21 protein-coding genes are annotated in these 24,057 nt (G+C 43.9%); 16 read left to right on the plus strand and 5 right to left on the minus strand.

Annotated elements, in window-relative coordinates; all coding sequences use genetic code 11:
* Nucleotides 1-33: 33 nt before the first annotated feature.
* Complete coding sequence (locus ACYVGZ_RS03500; protein WP_460751283.1) at nt 34-405, minus strand: hypothetical protein; 372 nt, start codon at nt 403-405, stop codon at nt 34-36.
* Between the two features lie 241 nt (nt 406-646).
* Here ACYVGZ_RS03500 and ACYVGZ_RS03505 point away from each other — a divergent pair, with 241 nt between their 5' ends.
* The 14 genes from ACYVGZ_RS03505 (at nt 647) to mobA (ending at nt 19,047) form a co-directional block, all read left to right on the plus strand.
* Nucleotides 647-2,815, plus strand: coding sequence for a type I secretion system permease/ATPase (locus ACYVGZ_RS03505; RefSeq protein WP_460751343.1), 2,169 nt, complete (start codon nt 647-649; stop codon nt 2,813-2,815).
* A gap of 1 nt (nt 2,816) precedes the next feature.
* Nucleotides 2,817-4,136 (plus strand): HlyD family type I secretion periplasmic adaptor subunit, encoded by a 1,320-nt coding sequence (locus ACYVGZ_RS03510; protein WP_460751286.1) that lies wholly within the window; start codon nt 2,817-2,819, stop codon nt 4,134-4,136.
* A 100-nt stretch (nt 4,137-4,236) separates the two neighbouring features.
* Nucleotides 4,237-4,878: a response regulator transcription factor gene (locus tag ACYVGZ_RS03515; protein WP_460751289.1), complete on the plus strand. Its 642-nt coding sequence runs from the start codon at nt 4,237-4,239 to the stop codon at nt 4,876-4,878.
* Nucleotides 4,879-5,020: 142 nt separating this feature from the next.
* Complete coding sequence (locus ACYVGZ_RS03520) at nt 5,021-5,632, plus strand: ANTAR domain-containing response regulator (RefSeq protein ID WP_460751294.1); 612 nt, start codon at nt 5,021-5,023, stop codon at nt 5,630-5,632.
* Nucleotides 5,625-6,797, plus strand: coding sequence for a CmpA/NrtA family ABC transporter substrate-binding protein (locus ACYVGZ_RS03525; protein ID WP_460751297.1), 1,173 nt, complete (start codon nt 5,625-5,627; stop codon nt 6,795-6,797). Before ACYVGZ_RS03520 ends, ACYVGZ_RS03525 begins: the two co-directional genes overlap by 8 nt.
* A gap of 277 nt (nt 6,798-7,074) precedes the next feature.
* Nucleotides 7,075-8,475: a CmpA/NrtA family ABC transporter substrate-binding protein gene (locus ACYVGZ_RS03530; protein WP_460751301.1), complete on the plus strand. Its 1,401-nt coding sequence runs from the start codon at nt 7,075-7,077 to the stop codon at nt 8,473-8,475.
* A 66-nt stretch (nt 8,476-8,541) separates the two neighbouring features.
* A complete protein-coding gene (locus ACYVGZ_RS03535) occupies nt 8,542-9,513 on the plus strand; it encodes an ABC transporter permease (RefSeq protein ID WP_460751304.1) in 972 nt (323 codons plus the stop codon).
* 13 nt (nt 9,514-9,526) lie between these two features.
* Entirely contained in the window at nt 9,527-10,372 is an 846-nt protein-coding gene (locus ACYVGZ_RS03540; protein WP_460751307.1) for an ABC transporter ATP-binding protein, read from the plus strand.
* Nucleotides 10,373-10,383: 11 nt separating this feature from the next.
* Nucleotides 10,384-11,607 (plus strand): NAD(P)/FAD-dependent oxidoreductase, encoded by a 1,224-nt coding sequence (locus ACYVGZ_RS03545; protein WP_460751310.1) that lies wholly within the window; start codon nt 10,384-10,386, stop codon nt 11,605-11,607.
* A gap of 58 nt (nt 11,608-11,665) precedes the next feature.
* Nucleotides 11,666-14,227: a nitrite reductase large subunit NirB gene (gene nirB, locus ACYVGZ_RS03550; protein ID WP_460751312.1), complete on the plus strand. Its 2,562-nt coding sequence runs from the start codon at nt 11,666-11,668 to the stop codon at nt 14,225-14,227.
* A gap of 11 nt (nt 14,228-14,238) precedes the next feature.
* A complete protein-coding gene (nirD, locus tag ACYVGZ_RS03555) occupies nt 14,239-14,562 on the plus strand; it encodes a nitrite reductase small subunit NirD (protein WP_460751315.1) in 324 nt (107 codons plus the stop codon).
* A 230-nt stretch (nt 14,563-14,792) separates the two neighbouring features.
* Nucleotides 14,793-17,474 carry a nitrate reductase gene (locus tag ACYVGZ_RS03560; protein ID WP_460751318.1) on the plus strand — a complete coding sequence of 894 codons (2,682 nt, stop codon included), beginning with the start codon at nt 14,793-14,795 and terminating at the stop codon, nt 17,472-17,474.
* Nucleotides 17,471-18,496, plus strand: a complete 1,026-nt coding sequence (locus tag ACYVGZ_RS03565; protein WP_460751321.1) for a glycosyl transferase family protein — start codon at nt 17,471-17,473, stop codon at nt 18,494-18,496. The genes ACYVGZ_RS03560 and ACYVGZ_RS03565 overlap by 4 nt, the downstream gene beginning before the upstream one ends.
* Entirely contained in the window at nt 18,466-19,047 is a 582-nt protein-coding gene (gene mobA / locus ACYVGZ_RS03570) for a molybdenum cofactor guanylyltransferase (protein ID WP_460751324.1), read from the plus strand. Before ACYVGZ_RS03565 ends, mobA begins: the two co-directional genes overlap by 31 nt.
* Here the strand turns inward: mobA and ACYVGZ_RS03575 are convergent.
* From ACYVGZ_RS03575 to purM, 3 genes are read right to left on the minus strand one after another with little or no spacing between them, the layout of a single operon-like run.
* Nucleotides 19,044-19,775, minus strand: a complete 732-nt coding sequence (locus ACYVGZ_RS03575) for a DUF3108 domain-containing protein (protein WP_460751327.1) — start codon at nt 19,773-19,775, stop codon at nt 19,044-19,046. The genes mobA and ACYVGZ_RS03575 overlap by 4 nt on opposite strands.
* A 13-nt stretch (nt 19,776-19,788) precedes the next feature.
* On the minus strand, nt 19,789-20,442 hold the full coding sequence (purN, locus tag ACYVGZ_RS03580) for a phosphoribosylglycinamide formyltransferase (protein ID WP_460751330.1): 654 nt from the start codon (nt 20,440-20,442) through the stop codon (nt 19,789-19,791).
* Complete coding sequence (purM, locus tag ACYVGZ_RS03585) at nt 20,439-21,497, minus strand: phosphoribosylformylglycinamidine cyclo-ligase (protein WP_460751333.1); 1,059 nt, start codon at nt 21,495-21,497, stop codon at nt 20,439-20,441. The genes purN and purM overlap by 4 nt, the downstream gene beginning before the upstream one ends.
* A gap of 111 nt (nt 21,498-21,608) precedes the next feature.
* Between purM and ACYVGZ_RS03590 the strand changes: the two genes are divergently transcribed.
* Together ACYVGZ_RS03590 and ACYVGZ_RS03595 are read left to right on the plus strand one after the other, a co-directional pair.
* The gene (locus ACYVGZ_RS03590) at nt 21,609-22,712 is read left to right on the plus strand and encodes a DUF2066 domain-containing protein (protein ID WP_460751335.1); all 1,104 of its coding nucleotides are present in this window, start codon (nt 21,609-21,611) and stop codon (nt 22,710-22,712) included.
* Between the two features lie 3 nt (nt 22,713-22,715).
* Nucleotides 22,716-22,934, plus strand: coding sequence for a hypothetical protein (locus tag ACYVGZ_RS03595; RefSeq protein WP_460751338.1), 219 nt, complete (start codon nt 22,716-22,718; stop codon nt 22,932-22,934).
* A 45-nt stretch (nt 22,935-22,979) separates the two neighbouring features.
* Here the strand turns inward: ACYVGZ_RS03595 and ACYVGZ_RS03600 are convergent, their stop codons facing one another.
* Nucleotides 22,980-23,477, minus strand: a complete 498-nt coding sequence (locus tag ACYVGZ_RS03600) for a hypothetical protein (protein WP_460751341.1) — start codon at nt 23,475-23,477, stop codon at nt 22,980-22,982.
* Nucleotides 23,478-24,057: the final 580 nt, after the last annotated feature.

Here is a 24,057-nt window from a genome sequence, read left to right on the forward strand (position 1 = left end):
CAAAGATTGTTGAAGAGGGGCGAGATAACTTAATTAAATTAAGCTATCTCCGCCACCGAACTCATCATCGGCCATTAAGTTTTCTTCTTGGCCGCTGTGCATGCCACGAACCCACTTACGGCTCAGCAGTTTCTTCTGAGCAGGAAGAGGCAACTCGGTAAATTGAATTAAACGCTTTTCAATAAGCAGTTCAACCAAATCCTCTAACACCCTCATCATGTCTGCATCAGATCTGGAAAGCATTTGCTGGGTATCGGCTTTCTCTTCGCTCTTCTTATTGAGTTTGTCATCAAGAATTAGTGCAACAATCGGGTCGTCCGGTGCGACCAAGAGTTGATACTCATCGGATGGTGTGGTTGACACATCCAGAATATCCCCTTCTTCGTTAACTTTTGCATACAGCATGATGCTTTCCTTATTTGTGTAGTATTTTGTAGCAATGCGCCTGTTATCTTCCCATCTTACTTAATAAACATTATGCTAGGCTAGAGTTAATCGAACATAAGTTCATAAAGTTTATAGATTTTTCTATATTATAGGAGAAAAGAGCATGTCTGACTCAGGTCATTCAGATAAAAAGTTGGCGGACGGCCAAATGGCTTCTGCGTCTGAATATGATGAGCATGAGCTGCCTAATGACGTCCCTATGCAAGATGAAGCCAAAGCGACGTGGCAAATTGATGCTGCAAGCTTAGAATACCCGAATCCTTTGTTAGATTGTTTGGTCTTACTGAGTAAGTATTTTCACAATCCTTATACGGCCGATGCGATTGCAGCTGGTTTGCCTATTACCGACAACGCCATGACTCCCGAGCTTTTCCAGCGAGCTGCCTCTCGGATTGGCATTAGCTCGCGCTTGGTTAAGAGACCGCTGAAAAAAATTCCTGACATGGTGCTTCCAGCTGTTCTGTTGTTAGAAGATCAGCAGGTCTGCATTTTATTAGAACAAGACGCCAAGCAAGGCGTGGCTAAAATTCTTCGACCAGAGTCCGGCGAAGGGGAAATTTTCATAAAATTAAATCAATTGCAGCAGAGTTATCACGGTTACTGCTTCTTTGTTAAACCTCAATACCAGTTCGATAAACGCACTGAGAAAAAATCTGACCAAAAACGAAAAAAAGGCCATTGGTTTTGGGGAACGGTGACCCAGTCTTGGCGTATTTACCGAGATGTGTTTGTTGCCTCGTTATTAATTAATATTTTTGCCGTAGCCAGTCCTCTGTTTGTCATGAATGTTTATGACCGAGTGGTTCCTAATAGTGCATTTGATACCCTCTGGGTATTGGCTATTGGTGCTATTGTGGTTTATTTGTTCGACTTTTTGTTGCGTACTCTTAGATCGTATTTTATTGATATAGCAGGGAAAAAATCTGATATTCTGGTTTCTGCAACAATTTTCTCGAAAGTCAGTAATATCACTATGGCAGCTCGACCTAAGTCGGTAGGTGCTTTTGCAAAAAACTTGCAAGAGTTTGAGAGTATCCGAGATTTTATTACGTCTGCGTCCATCACTACTCTCGTTGATATCCCTTTTATGTTCTTGATAGTGGGCGTGATCTGGCTAATTGGTGGACCAGTTGGTTTTATTCCCATAGTGACCATCTTTTTAATTGTCGCTTATAGCTTAATTATTCAAATTCCCTTACGCAAATCCATTGAAGAGAGCCAAAAAACAGCATCACAGAAAAACGCGGTGCTAATTGAGAGCTTATACAACGCTGAGAGCGTAAAATTGAACAATGCAGAAGGGGTGTTACAAACTCAATGGGAAAGTGCCGTTGGCAATATCGCAGACTGGGGTGTTAAGACTCGCCAGCTTTCTCAATCCTGCTCATCTTTTGCCATGGTCGCCCAGCAGCTAACTACTGTAATCATTGTTATTGTTGGAGTGTATCAGATTGCAGAAGGTAACATGAGTATGGGGGCTTTGATTGCTGCGGTTATGCTTACTGGCCGAGCTCTTGGTCCTATGGCGCAAGTTGCGAGTTTAGCGACCCGTTATAACCAAGCGAAATCTGCTTTTTCTTCTTTGAATGAAATCATGTCTTCACCGGTTGAAAACCCAGATGATGTGAAGTTTGTTCACCGCCCTAAATTTGATGGTGAATTTCAATTTGAAGGGGTGAACTTTGCTTATCCAGAACAAGAGCAAGTCGCTATCAATGATATTAATATCAATATTAAGCCAGGCGAAAAAGTGGCCATTATTGGACGTATTGGGTCTGGTAAATCGACCTTAGGCAAATTGATGACGGGCTTATACACCCCATCGAGTGGTGCAATCCGTATAGATGGTGTTGATCTAAGACAGGTAAACCCTACGGATTTGCGTCGAAGTGTGGGATCTGTGTCACAAGATGTCACTCTTTTCTATGGATCCATAAAAGATAACATAGTAATGGGCGTCCCTTATATGGAAGACGAAGCCATTATTCGAGCTGCTGATTTGTCTGGTGTGTCGGAGTTTGCTAACCGTAAGGCTGGTGGTCTTGACAGTATTGTTGGTGAGCGTGGCGCCTTACTATCAGGAGGTCAGCGTCAAAGTGTTGCTATCGCTCGTGCGTTATTATTTGATCCGCCAATATTGATACTGGATGAGCCAACTGCTTCTATGGATAACACCACTGAGACACGTATGAAGAGACGTCTCATGGAGGCTGTTAAGGATAAAACGCTCATATTGATCACCCATAAAGCGTCGATGCTTGATATGGTTGATAGAATCATCGTTATGGACAATGGACGCCTCATTGCAGATGGGCCAAAAGCTCATGTACATGAAGCATTACGCCAAGGCAAGTTGAAGGTAAGTTAAGATGAGCACTCCGCAGAACGATTTAGAGTTTTTAAGTGATAGAAATGCGGCTTTAATGCTTAAGTCTCCGCGAGGAGGGCGTATTATTCTTTGGTGCATTCTATTGTTTGTTATAGCGGGTCTAGTTTGGGCCAATCACGCTGCTTTAGATGAAGTCACCGTTGGTGATGGTAAAGTCATACCTTCAAGCCAGGTTCAGGAAATACAGAACCTTGAAGGGGGGATTTTAAAAGAAATTAACACCCAAGTGGGACAAACAGTCGAGCGTGGTCAACTATTAATGACCATTGAAAACACAGAGGCTTTATCTTCTTTGCGAGAACAGCAAGCAGAATCCATTAGCTTGCGGGTTAGGGCTTCACGTTTGGAAGCAGAATCAAGTGGTGATGAACCGGAATTTGATCCAGAATTAAGGGCCCTCTATCCCGATGTTGTGAATCGTGAAATTGATCTGTATAACAACCGTTTGGCTTCTTTAGAAACGAATCAGTTGGTTTTTCAACAGCAGATTGAGCAAAAGCGCCAAGAGATTGTAGAACAAGAAGCTAAGCTTGCTAACTTAAGACAAAGCTTTGAACTTTCCCAAGAAGAGCTAAACTTGACTCGCCCAGCTTTTGAACAAGGGGCTGTTTCAAGGGTTGAATTGTTGCAATTGGAACGTCAAGTAAACCAATTGAAAGGTGATCTTGAAGCCACGCAACTGGCAATTCCAAGAGCGCGGTCAGCTTTAAAAGAAGCTCAGAATAAGCTTAAAGAAAGTGCTGCTAAGTTTCGTGCTGAGGCCCAAGAAGACCTGACGAATGTTCGGGGTAAACTGGATCAAATTAAAGAATCGAGTGTCTCCTTAGAAGATAAAGTGTCGCGTACTCAAGTGCGTTCGCCAGTTAAGGGGATTGTTAAGCAGATCCAAATTAATACAGTAGGCGGGGTTATTCGTCCGGGCATGAACCTAATGGAAATAGTACCATTAGAGGACTCTTTGTTGATTGAGGCGAAGGTTAGGCCGGAGGACATTGGCTTTATTAAGCCTGGGCTACATGCCGTGGTGAAGCTGACGGCTTACGATTTTGCTATATTTGGTGGTTTACCTGCTGAAGTTGAGAACATTAGTGCCGATACTATCCTTGATGAAGAAGGGAATAGCTTTTATCAAATTAGGGTCAGAACGGATAAAAACTATTTAGGAACTGCAGAAGCTCCTTTGCCTATCATCCCGGGTATGCAAGCGAGTGTTGATGTTATTACCGGTAAAAAGACCTTGTTAGATTATCTACTTAAACCTATTTTAAAAGCCAAACAAAATGCATTGCGGGAGCGTTAATCACGCTTGTAGTAAAATGTTAAATAGTAACAATTGATAACATTTGGCTCTTGGATTTTGAGTAGAATAATAAAAGTAGTGGAATTAAGGCGATATTGATTTGAAGATTTTGTGCTGGAATACAGATGAAGCAGTGTGGCGACACTGGAATCAAGTAGTAAATTCGCATTATTCTTTGGTTAGAACAAAGGATGCTAATGATACCCGTAAATTGCTTGAATCTGGCGTGGCACAGTTTGAGTATTGTTTTGTGTTTTTAGAACATAAGGCGTTTTCTGAACATGTCATGGAGCTTGTTAAGCTGCGCCAAGCTTACCCTAAAATAAAACTGGTAGCGTTCCCTAATCGCCGTAGTCAACAGGCCGCACTAACACTCCTTGCAAGTGGTGTTAACGGGCAATGCTCTCCTTATATAGGGCGGGAGCAATTAGCTTTGGTGTTGTCTGTTATTGATTCGGGCGAGATTTGGGGTGGCAAAGAATTTATTCAGCAATTGATTCAGCAGACTTCCAATGTATATGAGTCTGCCAGCGATTATGCTGAAATAGACGGTTTGTCTGAAAAAGAAAATGATGTGGCAAATCACATATCAAGTGGTTTGACGAACAAGCAAATTGCCAGTGAGATGGGGATTACAGAGCGCACCGTGAAAGCGCATGTGTCCGCAATTTTTAAGAAAACGAATACCAAAGATCGGCTCTCTTTGGCTCTTTTGGTGCAAAAATCTCATTCCGTTCATTAAAGCGACCGACAAAGGTGCAGTGCACTTTTGTCGCCTTTTAACCTTCCCCTGCTAGTGCTTGAATTAACTTACTTCCTTTAAATTCAATTGGTTGGCTCGATTTTTGCTGGAGCGTATACGTGTTTGAATGCGAAGGCAAAAGATGACTCGTCCGGACAATGAAGAAGTAACCGTAATGCTGGTGGATAATGAACCAGCTCGGGCAGCCATAGTTGAGCGTGCTATGAAAGACTCTGGTTATCGTGTTATTCGAAGAATCGATAATGCTGATAACCTATCAAAGGCGGTGGCAGAGTCCCAGCCTGATGTTGTCATTATCGATATCGAATCTCCCGACCGAGATATGCTAGAGCACATGTCTCGCCTTACTCAAGACAATCCTCGACCTATTGTGATGTTTGCAGAAGAAGAGGACTCCTCTTCTATTGAAGCAGCGATCCGTGCAGGTGTTAGTGCCTATGTGGTTGATGGGCTAAAAACAGGCAGTGTCAAATCTCTTTTACAGGTGGCAATTGCGCGCTTTCGTGAATTTCACGCCCTTAGGCTGGAGCTTGAATCTGTAAAAACGCAACTAGAAGATAGAAAACTGATAGAAAAGGCAAAAGGACTCATTATGAAGCATCAAGGGTGTGATGAGCCAACGGCTTATAAAGCATTAAGAAAGCTGGCAATGGACAGAAGTCAGCGAATGACAGATGTTGCACGCAATATTATCTCTGTCATGGATCTAATGGGGGGAAGTAGCCATGACTGACCCCACACAAACAGAAACCGTCAAAATTGGCTTTTTGCCATTGATTGATTGCGCACCTTTTGTAGTGGCAAAGGAGCAAGGCTTTTTTGAAGAAGAAGGGCTTAATGTCATTTTATCTAAAGAAGCCTCCTGGGCCAGTGTGCGAGATAAAGTGGCATTCAACATATTAGACGGTGCCCATATGCTGGCGTCGCTCCCCATAGCGGCAAGCTTAGGGCTTGGTAGTATAAAAATACCGATGCAAACCAGCTTTGTTGTCAGTCACAATGGTAACGGAATTACGGTTTCAAATAACTTGTATGAAAAGCTGTCTAAGCTGGCTCATAGCCACCAAGACATACGTGATGGCAGTGCATTAAAACGGTTGCTTGTAAATAGAACAGGGCATCAAACGCCACTGCGCTTTGCCGTTGTTTATAGTTACTCGTCTCATCATTATCAACTCAGAGAGTGGTTATCAAGAGCATCCATTAATCCTGATTCAGACGTACAGATTATTGTCGCGACTCCCACGCAAATGATCGACTATTTAAAATCTGGAGAGATTGATGGTTATTGCGTTGGGGAGCCTTGGAATAGTTTAGCGGTGGAGCAAGGAGTGGGTCACATGTTGGTGACCGGCTATGAGATTTGGGGTAGTACTCCAGAAAAAGTGTTTGGTGTTAACAGTGAATGGGCTCAGCATAATAGGCCTGCCCATGAAGGTGTTATAAGAGCGCTTAACCGAGCTTGTCATTGGGTTGACGATAAGGCCAATCAAAACCAGTTGTTGTCATTATTAAGTCACTCAGACTATTTAAACACGACGGTCGATAAACTTAGATACGGCTTTGCGGAGATTAAACCTCAGGGAGAATTCGATTGGCCAATGGAAGCCTATCAAGTGTTTTCTGGGTCGCAGATTAATATTCCCCTGCCCAGTTATGGCTTGTGGTTAATGGGGCAAATGTACCGCTGGCAACAGTTAAAAGGTGCTTCAGAGTTAAATCAGTTCATTGTTCGGGTATTCAGGCAAGACTTGTATTTTAGTGCTTTAGGAATTGAACCAACTCAGCAGGGTTTCACTGTATTAAGCCCGCAGCAAGAAAGAAGCTGGCTTGAAGATGTGGCATCAGGCCGTGTTACCTTATCGAAAGAAGGCATACTGAAAGGGTTCCAGTTTTGAGTGCACGAGTGATTAAAAATGAGTCTAAAGTGTGCAAAATTGGTTTGAATTAAATCAAAAAAGAAATGATTTTCTGTGAAAATCTATATATTTCAATGTTTTATGTTTTTTGGCATGAAAACTGTATTAACTTAGTTAACTTTAGGCAAAGCTGCCTATAAACAATATATTTTCTTTTCCCAGTGTTAGGGATAAGTTTTGGCAAAGGCGCCTGCGAATGTGATTTCACATTAGCATGCGCCTTTTTTGTTTTTATCGTCAGTTACGGAGCTAAACCATGAAATTGAAAGCCTTGTTACCTTTACCTAAATGGTCGGTTCAAAGTCCGCTACTAGGTGCGTCCTTGATCGCAACCGCGATTTTATCTTCCGCCTCAGTGTACGCAGAACTTGGTTATGCTGAAAAAGAAGAGTTGAAGTTTGGCTTTATTAAATTGACGGATATGGCACCCCTTGCCATTGCCTATGAAAATGGCTACTTCGAAGACGAAGGGCTGTATGTCACATTAGAAGCGCAAGCTAACTGGAAAGTGTTATTGGACCGTGTGATCGATGGTCAATTGGATGGGGCGCACATGTTGGCGGGCCAGCCACTGGGTGCCACCATTGGCTATGGTACAAAAGCTCACATTGTTACAGCGTTTAGTATGGACTTAAACGGTAATGGTATTACCGTATCCAATGACGTTTGGCAGCAAATGAAAAAGAACATTCCTAACGACGCTGACGGTAAGCCTGTGCACCCTATTAGTGCTAGCGCTTTAAAGCCGGTGGTGGATAGTTATAAGGAAGAAGGCAAGCCATTCAACATGGGCATGGTATTCCCTGTTTCTACCCACAACTATGAGCTTAGGTACTGGTTAGCGGCAGGGGGAATACACCCAGGCTACTACGCTCCTCATAAGGGCGATACCAGTGGCCAACTTAATGCCGACGCCTTTTTATCTGTAACCCCGCCACCACAAATGCCTGCCACAATGGAAGCGGGCACTATCATGGGATACTGCGTAGGTGAGCCTTGGAACCAGCAAGCAGTATTTAAAGGTATTGGTGTTCCTGTCATTACCGATTACGAAATTTGGAAAAATAACCCAGAAAAAGTGTTTGGTGTTAGTAAAGGTTGGGCCGATGAAAACCCAATTACTCACATTCGTGTCGTGAAAGCCATGATACGTGCTGCCAAATGGTTGGATGAAAACAATAATGCTAACCGACCAGAGGCGGTTGAAATTCTTTCTCGTAGTGAATACGTAGGGGCAGACTACGATGTTATTGCCAACAGCATGACTGGCACCTTCGAATATGAGAAGGGCGACAAGCGTGAAATCCCTGACTTCAACGTTTTCTTCCGTCATAACGCCACTTATCCATACTACAGTGATGCTATCTGGTATTTAACGCAAATGCGTCGTTGGGGGCAGATTGCTGAGCCTAAATCTGACGATTGGTACATGAAAACCGCCAAAGATGTTTATCGCCCAGACATTTATGCCCAAGCAGCTGAGTCTTTAATTGAAGATGGTTACATGGAAGCCTCTGAGTTTCCTGATTTTGCCACTGAAGATGGTTTTAAACCAGAACAAAAAGAGTTTATCGATGGTGTGTCTTACGACGGACGTTATCCAAATGAGTATCTCAAAAAGTTCACTATCGGTTTGAAGGGTGATGAGCAAATTTAACCCCTATGAGGCCGACAGGGAGTCGGCCTTAGCGCCATGTTTTAAGCGATTTAGAAGGTAAAGACTATGACAGAATCCAATGCCCCAATAGCAGCCGTAAAAAACCTTTTAGGCCGCTTATCTACAAAAGCTCTTTTGTTTCCATTATTTGGTATTTTGGCTTTTATGCTGCTTTGGCAAGTGGGAGCCAGTAAGGTAGATACTTCATTAGGAAAATTTCCTGGCCCTGTAGTGGTGCTTGAACAGTGGAATAGCCTAGTAGCAGATCACCAAAGAGAGCGAAATAAAGAAACCAGCTTTTATGAACGCCAAGAAAAACGTATTGCAGATCGTCAGGCAAAAGACCCCAGTTACGTGGCAAAGATACGCGAATACACGGGTAAACCGACGTTTTTCGATCAAATTTTTACCAGTCTATATACCGTCTTGGCAGGCTTTGGCTTAGCAACATTAATTGCCATTCCAGTGGGTATTTTAATTGGCTTAAATTCCTCTATCTACAGTGCGCTGAACCCGGTAATCCAAGTCTTTAAGCCTGTATCGCCACTTGCTTGGTTGCCGCTAGTCACCATGGTTGTGAGTGCGACTTATGTAACGGATGATCCGATGTTTTCTAAGTCTTTTTTAACTTCCATGTTTACCGTGACTTTATGTTGCATGTGGCCAACGTTAATTAATACCGCAGTTGGTGTCGCAGCGGTAGAAAAAGACCTTTTGAATGTCTCAAAAGTGTTACAGCTTGGTTGGCTAACTCATGTTATGAAAATAGTTATCCCATCTTCCATTCCATTGATGTTTACCGGTTTGCGTTTATCTCTGGGCATCGCTTGGATGGTTTTAATTGCAGCTGAAATGCTTGCTCAAAACCCTGGTTTAGGGAAGTTCGTTTGGGACGAGTTTCAAAACGGCAGTTCTAATTCTCTTGGGCGCATCATGGTGGCGGTATTAATGATAGGTTTCATCGGATTCCTATTAGACCGAGTTATGCTGATTGTTCAGCGCTATGTGTCTTGGGATAAAACACAAGTATTACGCTAATAGGAGAAGGTAAATGAGCACTCATTTAAATATCAGTAAAGTATCCATTGAGTTTCCTACTCCTAAAGGGCCTTTTAAAGCCTTAGACGGTGTAGATTTAAAAATCGCCAAAGGGGAATTTGTGTCGCTTATTGGCCATTCAGGTTGCGGTAAATCCACAGTATTGAATATTGTTGCAGGCATTTATGAAGCAACAGAAGGCGGTATATTGTTGGACGGTAAAGAAGTGAGAGGCCCAGGACCAGAACGAGCTGTCGTGTTTCAAAACCATTCCTTGTTGCCTTGGCTAACGGCTTATCAAAACGTTGAATTGGCCGTTAAGCAGGTATTTAAGAAAACCAAATCGAAGCAAGAAATGCATGATTGGATTATGCATAACCTTGAGCTAGTACACATGACGCATGCTGCAGATAAACGCCCTGATGAAATCTCAGGCGGGATGAAGCAAAGAGTGGGCATTGCCCGAGCTCTTGCCATGGAGCCGAGCGTACTCTTAATGGATGAACCTTTTGGTGCTCTTGATGCACTGACCAGAGCCCACTTACAAGATTCTTTGATGGAAATTCAAAAGGACTTAAATAACACCGTCATTATGATTACCCATGATGTGGATGAAGCGGTGTTGTTATCGGATCGAATCGTCATGATGAGTAATGGTCCAGCAGCTACAGTTGGGGAAATTTTAGAGGTTGATTTAGAGCGCCCTAGAGATCGTCTTGCTCTAGCGAATGACCCGAAATACGTTGATTATCGAACTCAAGTGTTGCGTTTCTTATATGAAAAACAGCGTAAAGTAGAGCCTATTAGTGTGGCTAAAAGCGCCACTACATCAACCAATCAAGCCCGTGAAACGGCTTAGAGGCTGATGCAATGGAAGCCAAACAGAAACTGGTCATTGTGGGTGCTGGCATGGCTGGCAGTAAGTTTGCCGATGAGTTATTAAAGCAGTCCGCCGATCGCTATGAAGTAACCCTCATCGGTAAAGAGCCTCAGGTTGGTTACAACCGTATTATGCTATCAAGTCTGTTAGCGGGTGAAATAAGTGAGCAACAAATGGCTTTGGTTGAGGTGGCCTCGATGCAAGCTGTTGGTGCTCACATTATTGCTAATGACCCAGTTGAGCGCATTGACCGAGTCACAAAAAGTCTTTACTTAAAAAGCGGTTCGCGTGTGGAGTATGACACGCTGATTCTGGCCACAGGATCCGATGCCAGCATTATTCCTTTGCCAGGTAGTCAGGCGCCAAATGTCATGGGGTTTCGTAACTGGCATGACGTTGAGCGGATGCAAAATTTTAGCATGGAACATGCTGTAGCCGTTATTGGTGGGGGATTGCTTGGTTTAGAAGCCGCAGTAGGGTTAGCAAAACAAGGGCAAAAAGTGACGGTTTTTCATCGCTCTGAATGGCTTTTGAATCGTCAGTTAGATCAGGCCTCGGCACGGTTATTGCAGAAAAAATTAGAGTCAATGGGTGTGCAGTTCCAATTATCCGCCTCTCCTGAGCAGTTAAAGCAAGATGAGTCTGGATTAGTAACCCACTGTGTTTTGCCAAATGGTCAGCAAATACCCTGTGATCACGTGATTATGGCCGCGGGTATTCGCCCGCAAATAAGTTTGGCAAAACAAGCTGGTTTAAAGGTTAATCAAGCCATTTGTATTGACCACACCATGCTTACCTCTGACCCTCATATTTATGCGTTAGGGGAATGCAGTGAGTTTGCTGGGCAAACATTTGGGTTGGTAGCACCAATATGGACGCAGATAAAAGTGTTATTAAACATTCTGCAGGGTCAAACAGATCGCTTTGCCATTGAAGCGGTTGCAACCAAATTAAAAGTGTCAGGAGTGGACCTCTATTCGGTAGGGCGAGTTCACCCAAGTACAGGTGATCAATGTATTGATTTACAGGACACCTGTGCCAATCATTATCGCAAACTGGTCGTCAACGATGGCGTGCTGGTGGGCGCAATTCTTTATGGCAACGTCGCCGATGGTAGCTGGTTTAGTCAGCTAATTCATAATCAAACTCGTGTCTCACATATGTTAGATGTACTGATTTTTGGCGAGGCCTACTGCCAAGCAAAAGTCGCATAACTACAAAATATAGTGATTAGATTGCCTTATGGCGAGTGTTAGCACTAGAGGATATATCATGGAAAACACAACTTCTTTCAATACCGTTAAACCGCATGTTGTGGTCGTTGGTAATGGCATGGTGGGTCACCATTTTGTAGAGCAGCTTATCGCTCAAGGTGGCCATGAGTTATATCAAATTAGCGTATTTGGGGAAGAGCCACACCTTGCTTACGACCGTGTCCATCTTAGTGAGTACTTTACCGGTAAAGGTGCTGCAGACTTAGCGATGACAGATGGCAGTTTGTACGATGATAACGGTGTTCGTTATTTTACTAACAGCCGGGTTGTTGCCATTAATACCAGTGAGAAATCATTGCAGTTGGCCCAGGGGGACAGTCTTTCATACGATAAGCTGGTACTGGCAACGGGTTCCTATCCTTTTGTTCCTCCTATTCCTGGCCATGAAAGAGACAATACCTTTGTTTACCGTACCTTAGAGGACCTAGATGCCATTCAAGCGTGTGCTAAGCAGGTCAAAAAAGGCACCGTGGTGGGTGGTGGCTTACTCGGGCTTGAAGCAGCAAATGCTTTGAAAAGTTTGGGCTTAGAAACCAGTGTGGTGGAATTTGCTCCGCGTCTCATGCCGGTGCAGTTAGATGAAAAGGGAGGCTCTGTACTCAAGGAGATGATTGAAGACCTTGAAGTAAAAGTCTACACAGATACCGCAACGAAAGAAATCGTGGCGGGTGAAGAACACGTGCATCGCATGAATTTTGCGGATGGCTCCTACTTAGAAACCGATTTGATTTTATTTTCTGCAGGAATCAGACCGCAAGACGCTTTGGCAAAACAATCAGGTTTGGCATTGGGTGAGCGTGGTGGCATTGTGATAGATAATCAGTGTTTGACCAGTGACAGCGATATATATGCCATTGGCGAATGTGCTCTTTGGAATAATCGTATTTTTGGCTTGGTTGCCCCAGGTTATACCATGGCCAAAATTGCGGCTAAGCACCTACTTGATGCCAATACCGCCGAAAGCTTTACAGGTGCTGATATGAGTACCAAGCTCAAGCTATTAGGTTGTGATGTAGGATCCATCGGTGATGCACATGGCCAGACCCAAGGCTGTAAAATATTTGTTTATCAAGATGAAATAAGTCAAGCCTACAGGAAAATGGTGGTATCGGAAGACGGCAGCAAGTTATTAGGTGCCGTACTAGTAGGCGATAACTCATTCTACGATTCGCTTTTGCAATATTATCTCAATGGAATAGAGCTCCCCAAACAAGCCCAAAGTCTTATCTTACCGAGTATGGATGGTGCCCCAGCGGCGTTAGGGGTGGAAAGTTTACCGGCCACTGCTTCTATTTGTAGTTGTCATAATGTTACTAAGCAAGATATTAGTGATGCTGTTGCTTCTGGTTGTCTGTCAGTAGGCGATGTTAAATCCTCTACTAAGGCGGCTACAGGTTGTGGTGGTTGTGCCGCCTTGTTGAAAAAAGTAGTGGATAATGAGCTCTTATCATTAGGTGTGGAAGTCAGCACCGACATTTGTGAACACTTTGCTTACACTCGACAAGATTTGTATAACATCGTCAAAATGGAAGGTATTAAAACCTTTGCCGAGCTGCTTGAAAAGCATGGTAAAGGACATGGTTGTGAAATATGTAAGCCGGCTGCGGGTTCCATTCTTGCTAGTGTCTGGAATGAATATGTACTTAAAGAAGAGCATATCAGCCTACAAGATACCAATGACCGCTTTCTCGCCAACATGCAAAAAGATGGTACATATTCCATTGTGCCACGTATTCCTGGCGGTGAGATCACACCTGAGAGGCTGATTGTATTAGGGGAAGTAGCAAAAGATTATGGTTTATACACCAAGATTACAGGGGGGCAACGAATCGACTTATTTGGGGCAACTTTAAATCAGCTGCCTGAAATTTGGGGTAAGTTGATTGACGCTGGCTTTGAGACAGGCCAAGCCTATGGTAAGTCGTTACGAACGGTAAAATCTTGTGTTGGTAGCACCTGGTGTCGGTATGGGGTAAATGACAGTATGGGCATGGCTATCAAATTGGAGAATCGTTATAAGGGGTTAAGATCCCCTCATAAAATTAAATTCGCCGTTTCAGGTTGTACTCGTGAGTGTGCGGAAGCACAAAGTAAAGACATTGGTGTGATTGCAACAGAAGGGGGCTGGAACCTTTATGTGTGCGGTAATGGTGGAATGAAACCGCGCCATGCGGATTTGTTTGCTAATGATTTAGATGATGACACCCTAATTCGATATATAGACAGAATATTAATGTTCTACACCAAGACAGCAGATCGTTTGCAGCGAACCTCTGTTTGGATGGAGAGTTTAGAAGGTGGGCTGGATTATCTAAAAGAGGTGGTGATTGAAGATAGGCTAAGTATTGGTGATGAGCTTGAACGCCAAATGGCCTTGATTGTTGACACCTTCCAATGTGAGTGGAAAACCACGTTAGAGAATGAACAAGCCCTGAAGAGCTTCCGCCAGTTTGTTAACTACGAAGGTAAAGATGACAATGTGGTCTTTGTGCAAGAAAGAGATCAAATACGCCCTGCAACTGAGTCTGAAAAACTCGAGTTAATTGCAAAAGTAGGATAGGAGAGCAAACCATGCAATGGCAATTATTGTGTACTAAGAATGACCTTATCGTAGAGGCTGGGGTAGCAGCTATGGTCGCTGGTGAACAAGTCGCTTTGTTCTATGTCCCTGACAATGAACAGCAGGTGTTTGCCGTGTCTAATTGGGACCCCATTGGGAAAGCAAACGTTTTATCTCGTGGTCTAGTGACTCACTTAGCGGGCCAGTGGTCGGTTGCTAGCCCTCTATATAAGCAGCACTTTTTATTGGATAGTGGCGAGTGCGTTGAAGAAGACTACCAGCTGAAAACATGGCCTATAAAAGTAGAAGGAGAGCAAGTCTACATTGCTACCTGAGGTAGGGCTTTTTCATAGTGCATAACTGAGAAATTAGCACCTATTTGGCCCATTAAAGTAGGATAAACAACCAAAAAGCGATATGTATCTAGCTATTTGTTGGCTTGTTTATTGCATTTCTTTGATTAACTGAATCAAAGGCGATTCATAACAGAGAATACTAAATCGGCAACGAAGCCCAATGTCCTTTCACAAGGACATTGGGCTTTTTTTGTTGCAAGGAAGTACTTATGACAACAATGAGTCAAAAAACAACCTGTCCATATTGTGGTGTTGGCTGTGGCGTCAAGGTCACTGTCCCTACGGGGGCTCCTGTGCCTCCTGTTGAAGGTGATGAAAGCCACCCAGCTAACTTTGGCAAGTTATGTGTAAAAGGTAGTAGTCTAAGCCAAACTCTTCACAGTGATGACAGGTTATTGCACCCATCAATAGGTGGCCGACAAGTCAGCTGGAATCAAGCCATTGAAGGCATAGCCAACAAAATACAACAAGTGGTGGCGGATCATGGGGCTGATGCCTTTGCGTTTTATTTGTCGGGTCAGATCTTAACGGAAGACTATTATGTGGCTAACAAGTTGGCTAAAGGCTTCATAGGCACTGCTAATGTGGATACCAATTCTCGTTTGTGCATGGCTTCTGCAGTGGTGGGCTATAAGCGCGCATTTGGCTCTGACACCGTGCCCTGCTGTTATGAAGACCTTGAAGAGTGTGACTTACTTATTATGGTAGGCTCCAATGCCGCTTGGACGCATCCAATACTGTATCAGCGTATTAGTGCTGCCAAACAGAAAAGACCTAATATGAAAGTGGTGGTAATTGATCCTAGAGAAACAGCCACTTGTGATATTGCTGACCTTCATTTGGCGATTAAACCGGGCACAGATGCTGCGGTATTTTCTTATTTGCTTGTTGATACAGTGCAAAGTGGTGCGTTAGATCAAAACTACGTTGATGAGCATACCAACCAATTTGATCAAGCTCTAGCAGCAGCTCAGGCTGCGACCCCTTCTTTAATGGCCACCGCTGACTTTTGCGGTGTGTCTTCAAAAGATTTGCAACAGCTAGCTAACTGGTGGCAAAACACACCTAAGACTATTAGCTTTTATTCCCAGGGGGTCAATCAGTCGTCATCGGGAGTGGATAAATGTAATGCCATTATCAATTGTCATTTGGCGACGGGCCGTATTGGTAAAATTGGAGCTGGCCCATTTTCCATTACCGGCCAACCGAATGCGATGGGTGGGAGAGAGGTGGGTGGCTTGGCTAACCAGCTAGCGGCTCATATGGATTTTGCTACCCCTGGCGCACAAGATTTAGTCGGGCACTTTTGGCAGGCTCCGAAAATGGCCAGTGAGAACGGGCTAAAAGCCGTGGATCTGTTTCAAGCCATAGAAGCAGGTAAGGTCAAGGTCGTATGGATTATGTCGACGAATCCCATGGTCAGTTTGCCCGATACAGCACAGGTAAGGCGTGCGTTAGAGCAGTGCGAGCTAGTGATTGTGAGTGATTGCAAAGCACATACTGATACGACAGCTATGGCGGATATATTGTTGCCTGCAACAGGTTGGAGTGAAAAAGATGGCACAGTTACTAACTCTGAACGGCGTATTTCAAGGCAGCGTGGGTTGCTTCCGGCTCCTGGAGAAGCCAAACATGATTGGTGGGCCATTAGCCAAGTGGGTCAAGCACTGGGCTTCACGAAAGCCTTTGATTACTCTCACCCAAGGGACATTTTTGTAGAGCATGCCGCGCTATCTGCTTATGAAAACAACGGCCGACGGGATTTTGATATAGGCGAACTAAGTGATCTGTCACTGACAGAGTATAACAATTTGTCTCCAGTTCAGTGGCCTGTACCAAAGGGGCAGCCACAAGGCACGAAACGCATGTTCGAAAATGGCCGTTTCTACACGGCCAATAGTAAAGCTAATTTCATTCCAGTGACCCCAAAATTACCTCAACAAGGTACTTCGCCCCACATGCCTTTTATTTTAAATACGGGGCGCGTGCGTGACCAGTGGCATACCATGACACGCACAGGGGATGCGGGTTCGTTGGCTAAGCATACGGACCAGCCCTATGTGGAACTGCATCCTGATGATGCTCGTCGTTTAAACATAGTAGCTGGTGGCATAGTTAAGGTGTTTTCTAAGCGTGGCGAAGTGTATTTACGTGCACGTATATCCCCGAAAGTTTCTCGAGGGGAGCTTTTTGCCCCTATTCACTGGACACAACAGTTTGCCAGTGCTGCGGTGGTGTCCAATCTAATTGCTCCTATTGTTGACCCTTTATCTGGTCAACCAGAGTCTAAACATGGGCGGGTAAACCTACTGCCTGTAGAGAACCTAACGTATGGATTTTTGTTAAGCCATCAGCCTGTACATTTCAAAGAAGCCAAATATTGGTGCCGGATTCCAACTGAGCATGGCTTTTATTATCAATTGGCTTGGTCAAATGACGTTGATTCACAAACACTACGTGCATTAATAGCAGAGCAAATAGGACCGCAAGAATTTGAAGATACTGCATGGTTGAAGTACCAAAATCCCACTACTGATCAAGAACGTATGGCCTATGTTGAAGATGATCAGTTGCGTGCTTTACTGTATTTAGACACTCAACCTGTCTCGCTTTCTATGGATTGGTTGCAGTCGAAAATGCAAATAGGACAGACCATTGCGAAATTAGAGCGACTTGCTTTGTTAGCAGGGCTGCCCGCTGATGTGGAAGATAAGGGAACCATTGTCTGTTCGTGTTTTCAAATTGGCAGTAAACAAATAGAGCAAGCTATTGCAGCTGGGGAAAGCAGCGTTGAAGGGCTCGGCTCTAAGCTTAAGTGCGGAACCAATTGCGGTTCTTGTATACCAGAGTTAAAACAATACTTACCTCAAATCATGGAGTTAACAGCATGAGCAACGAATTCACTCAATATGTCAAAATTCTTGGGCGAGGCAAAAAAGGCTCACGAACTCTTAGTGAGCAAGAAGCTTATTGCGCTATGTCGCTCATTTTGAGTAACCAAGTTGCGCCAGAGCAAAGCGGTGCTTTCTGGATGCTGATACGCATTCGTGAAGAGACAGTAGAAGAAACTGTAGGTTTCACTCGGGCAACTCGGGAGCATTTAGCAGCTTATTCAAAAGGGCCAAGTAACATCGATTTGGACTGGCCTGCTTATGCAGGTAAACGCAATGAATTACCATGGTTTTTGTTGGCAGCGATGGCGTTAGCAAATCACGGCATTAAGGTGGTGATGCACGGGCATGAATTTGAAGGAGAAGAGCGAATTTACCTCAATAGCCTGGTAAAAGAGTTACGGCTTCCCCTAGCAGGTAATCCTGGAGCAATGAGTGAACTTGTTAATGAGCATAACTTCTGTTTTATTGCTTTGTCGGATGTTTCGGCCAAACTGGCAGAGCTGATGGACCTCAAGTATTTATTAGGTTTGCGCTCTCCGGTGAATACTGTGGTGCGTATGATGAACCCTTTTTCAGCTAAACATAGTGTGCATGGGGTGTTTCATCGAGGTTATGACGAGTTGCATTTATTAGCTTGCCAGAAACTAGAAGATGAGTCTGTGTTAGTGTTTCGTGGTGGCAATGGTGAGGCTGAGGTGAACCCCGAACGGGAAGTGACTTTGGGCACTTGGCAGCAAGGTCGTGCAAAATGGTCTGTCTGGCCTAAAGCAGAGCAACACCATAAGCGCCTCAAGGATGACCTTAGTTTAAGCCGTTTACGTCAGCACTGGAGCGGTGTAATAATTGATCCTTTTGGTGAGCAAGCCGTACGTCAGACCTTGGCGAGTGTTGTGGGCTTGTTACGAGGCATTGACGATCAAACATTATGTCTTGCAATGGCGGATAACATATGGGAAAAGAGAGACAAATCATGGATTAAGGAAACTGAGTGTCATCTGAAAATGCCTCGTTCAGCCTAACGGGGGGGATTCTTGCAGGTGGCTTAGCGACCCGAATGGGAGGCGCTAACAAGGGGTTGATGCTGCACCGGGGCAAGCCCATGGTCCAGTGGATTTACCAAACCATGCTAGACTCTACTACCACTGTCTTGGTGAATGCTAACCAGTATCAGGACGAATATGATGCTTTGGGCTTTATTACCATCCAAGACCAAGATCATCTAAACAAAGGGCCTTTGTCTGGTATTTTACGCGCATTGCAAGCCAGTCAAACAAGCCATTTACTGGTGTGCCCCTGTGATACTCCTAATATTACGAAGCAAGCGTTCGCAGCATTAATAAACGCAGCACGGCAGCAGCCGTCCACAATACACTATTTAACAAGTTTGCAAAGAGCTCAGCCTTTACATGCGATACTGCCTGTTGGCTCTACCTTGCCAGCTTTAATAGATTGGCTGGCTCAAGATAACTTAGCCGTAATGGGGTTCTATAAGTGCTGCGGCGCAGTACCTGTATGTTGGGAGCGGGAATCAGACTTTTATAACATTAACCACGAACACGAATTGGCTTAGGGGGTAGTAGTGAGTGTGTCTAGGTCAAGTCGGTAAGTCTCGCCATCGTCCTTATGTTCGAGTTTAACGAGTAAATAATCGTATTTTGGGGCAAACCAGAAGTAAGTGCGCTTACCACTATCTAGGTTATCGATACGGGTTACCTTAATAGTGGGTAAACGACCCAAACTGGTTTTTATGGTTTCGCGCTTTTCCCGTTTAAAGCGCCAGTTTTTAATATAACCGCCATCTGCAATGCGGTAGTCGAACTCTCTTTTGCCTTGTTTGAGATCTTCTCTCACTTGTAACTGAATAGACAGTTTGTCTAAAGTGTTTTTGGGGATACTCAAATACCAAGGCTTGTCTTTAATATCGTTTAATACTTGCTGGTTTTGCCAGTCAAAGGTCAGTTCTGCAGTCTTCTTCTTGCCAAATACTTGGCTTTCATAGCGATATTTTTCGGGGACTATTTGATGATCGATTACCTTAAAAACGGAAGACTCTTTTAACGAAGCGATAAAACTATCAGCCGTAAATTTAAACTCCCACAGATCATTTGCTTGGCGAGTCAGGGTTTGTTTGCCTTCTACTTTTACACTAATGCCTTTTTTCCAGACAGTGCTGTAAGTTGCGGAATAAGGGGGTAAGAAGTCTTCTTGGGTAGGTGTGTTAGCATGGGACGGCAAGGTAGCCCAGATCGAAAATAAACAGCTTGCTAATAGTATTTTGCGATGTCTCTGAGTTACCATGCCTGCTCCTAAATTAACTCAGTGTCGGATCGTATAATATGCCGTTATCACCGAGTAGATTACCATCCAAAAAAGCTTGACCGTCTTGGTAGGTCAAGCGATGTTCACTTGCCCATTTTACCGCCAACGGATAAATAACATGTTCGAGCTTATGAACCTTGCTAGCTAACGTATCGGCTGTGTCAGCAGATTCTATAGGACAACTTGCTTGAATAATAACAGCACCCGCATCCAGTTCTGGGCTAACAAAGTGAACGGAAACACCATGTTCGGAGTCTTTTGCGTCAATGGCTCTTTGATGAGTGTTTAAGCCTTTGTACTTGGGCAATAAAGAAGGGTGGATATTGAGCATCTTACCTTCGTAATGCTGAGTGAAAGCTTCCGTCAGAATGCGCATAAAGCCAGCTAACACCACAAGCTTGGGTTGATACTGATCGATGGTTGCTTGCAACTGTGTATCGAACGCTTCACGACTGGCAAATCCTTTATGGTCAATAAAGTGAGTTGCTATGCCAGCTTGTTTGGCTCTTTCTAACCCGTAGGCGTTTTCTTTATTACTGATAACAGCCACTATGTTGGCGTCAAGCTTACCTTGCAAACTTTGATCAATCAAAGCTTGCAAGTTGCTGCCGCTGCCCGAAATAAGAACAACGATAGGATAGGTCATACAGAGGTCTCAAGATCCGAAATGATGACGTCTTGTTCACCTTGGCGTTCACGGATATCTCCGATAATCCAAGCCTCCTCACCTTCTTGAGTTAAAATCTCGATAGCTTGCTCAGCCTTATCGCTATCAACACACAGCACCATGCCAACACCACAGTTTAGCACTCGGTACATTTCTTCTTGCTCAACATTACCTTGCTCTTGTAGCCAGTCGAAAATGCTAGGGCGTGTCCAGCTACTGGCGTCAATGTAAGCGGCAGCGCTGTCTGGTAGCACACGAGGAATGTTTTCTAATAAACCACCACCCGTAATATGCGCCAGAGCATTTACTGGAAGGTTTTCCATTAGTTTTAAAATGGATTTGACATAGATGCGAGTTGGCGCCATTAGTGCGTCTTTTAGTGGTGTGCCGTCGATTTCTTGGTTTAAGTCGGCATTGCTCACTTCTAGGATTTTACGGATCAAAGAGTAGCCGTTTGAGTGTGGTCCAGAAGAACCGAGGGCGATCAAGGTATTACCCGCTTTTACTTTTGTACCATCAATGATGTCACTCTCTTCAACCACACCGACACAAAAACCAGCTAAATCGTAGTCACCATCGTGGTACATACCAGGCATTTCTGCGGTTTCGCCACCCACTAGGGCACAACCAGATTGTAAACAACCTTCGCCAATCCCTGTTACCACATTAGCTGCAACATCAACATCAAGTTTGCCTGTTGCATAATAATCTAGGAAAAGAAGAGGTTCTGCACCAGCAACCACTAGATCGTTTACACACATAGCAACCAAGTCGATACCAATAGTGTCGTGTTGGTTTAGGTCCATTGCTAGGCGAAGTTTAGTACCAACACCATCTGTACCAGAGACCAAAATAGGGTTTTTGTATTTGGTAGGTAGGCGTGTGAGTGCGCCGAAGCCTCCAAGACCACCTAATACCTCAGGGCGGCGAGTCTTTTTACTCACTCCCTTAATGCGCTCAACTAATTGGTTGCCTGCATTAATATCAACGCCTGCGTCTTTATAACTAATCGATGTTTTATCCGACTTGGTCATTTCTATGCCTTTTGCTGGTACGAGAAAAAGCGCATTTTAACATAGTAACAAATTAGGGCTATGGTTCTTTGGGCTTAAGGCAGTAGAATAGGCAAAATAATTGAAGGATGAATGATGAAAATTCGAATTATTTTATTGTTAATGGGGTTCTTGAGTATTTCTCTTGCTCAAGCGGTGCCGGTGCAAGGCTTATATTCGGCGCAAATTACTCTACCTAGCCAAACTTCAGAGCAACGACTTTTGCAGCAAGCTTTTCAGGCGGCTGCGAAGCAAGTTCTGACGAAAGTGTCTGGCCGTTCGCAAGATATTTCAGGCCAGGTATTGAGCCAAGCGAGCCAGCAAGCTGCATCATGGGTTGCTCAGCATTCCATCATCGATTTATCAGATCTGCTACAGCAGGGGGATGAGCTTGTGCCAGGTAAACAGGTGAATGTGACCTTTTATCGTTCCTCTATTGATGGCTTTTTAACGGCAAACGGCCTGCCTATTTGGGGGGAAGACCGTCCCTCAGTGTTAGTTTGGCTGGTGGTAGAAGATGAATCAGGCCGTAACCTATATGGAGCTAATCAACCCTCTGAACGCTTGAACCAACTCGCGCAGACAGTAACTTCATATGGGGTGCCTATATACGCGCCATTACTTGATCGTGTAGACAAGGCCGCTATTAGTTCAGCAGATATATGGGGTGGATTTGAAGAAACCATTGCTGCGGCAAGCCGCCGCTATCAAACCGATGCGGTGCTAACGGTTAGATTAACGGACTACCAGGCTAATAAAGGTTTAAGTCAAACTTTGTTTCTAGCAGACCAGAGTCAAACTGAGCGTTATCAAGGCGAACAATTAGAGCCACTCATAACACAACTTGCAATAGGTATCGCAGAAGCGCTATCGAACCGCTATGCATCGGTAAAAAATGCCGATTTCACCAACCAAGTTAAGATACGCGTTGCTGGTATTAATGCTTTTGGGGAATTAGATAAAATACAAAGCTATTTCACTTCTATGACCTTGGTGCAGCAGGCGCAGCTTACTGCTGTGATGGACGAACAGGCTGATTTTCTTCTGACGATTAATGGTCAAAAGGAGAAGCTAATGAATACTATTGCTTTAAATGCGACCCTAATTCCGGCCTTGGAACCTTCCTTCCCTGCGGAAATGGAACAGGCTAAAAGTTCAGCTGACTACGAATATTTCGAGTTTAATTCTGAGGAGTAAAGTGTGACTGAAGAAGTTATAAAGCGAGATTTCAGTGCTCGTGATTTAGATGAACAGCAGGATTTATTGCAACAAACTTGGTGTAACCATTGCCAAGAAGTTGATCTTGGTATGAAGGATGCTCAAGAGTTTGCTTCTAAGGATCGAGTTTGGATAGAAGGGGACTGCAATAAGTGTGGTAATAAAACCGTGACTGAGCTTATTGAAGAAGACGACGAATAGTTCATGTTTGTCATGGTCAAGAGTTGGCCAAGTTAATGGCTTCTGTTATTTTGCCTGCTTTAGTGTACTCAGTTTTTTAGCTGTTGCGCTGAGTAGGCACTTCGAATACACGCGATGAAAGCCCCCTAGTAAATGAAAAAGCAAACCGAACTTGCCTTGTGGGTGGCTGGGAAGCACCGCTGAGCCAAAATACAGTTCAGTTGAAGAAGCATCTTTATTGGGCTGAACACATAACCAAGAGCGAGTTTGCCAAGCCGCAAGGATGATTTCATGGGGTGTGCGGCTTTCTACTTGCCAGGCACTGAAATGGGTTGAGATAGATTGCGACAGTAAGTGCGCTTGTTCGTCACTGGATGGTATGTCGAATAGGAGTGCGAGTAACTTGCGTTCAAGCTTAAAAAGACGTGTTGTATAAAATGCTTCAACAAAGTCGGCCAGAGCAACGGGAAAGTCGAGTTGAACGACGTAGCAATCTGTAAAAGCATTATTTTTTTTATAAGCACCAAGCAGAGATGAGTCGGGTACTTGAGTTTCGGTGGTCATTTAAACTAACTTCCTCTCCATAAAGCCTGTCCAAACTAACATAATGAGTGATAAGCGAGGATGCTTCAAGTGACTATATGCGATGATGACTTACAAAATGGCTATAAATGTCAAAATCAAATTCCATAAAGGCTTCGTATAGGCTTGCTTTACTTTGAGTTCATAACAAGAAAATCAGACGTTCGAATATACTACTATTAATCAAGACAGCCATACTTAAAAAAATGAAGTTAGCAATTCCAAAGAAAAAGCTACTTTCTAATTCGCAATAAAATCACTAGAGACTTAAAAAACGAGACGTAAATAGAAAATTTAAGCGTGGTGCTGCATAAAGCTAACAGACAGCAAACTAGTATAGTCTTTTACTATTTTTTGAACGCAAGAAGACTTGGCATTCGATATAAAACAGGTAGCGTAGAGCTATTTTTTAAGCAAGTAGTCTTACTTGCTCTTGGTTAGGTTTTCGGCGTCGATGATGCTGTTGGCAATAGTAATCTATGGCATATTCATGCCCCACTATGCGGCCAGTTTTAATCTCAAACTGCGTCGCAATACACAGCCAATTTTCTGAAGCAATGTT

Source organism: Marinomonas epiphytica (assembly GCF_054780655.1).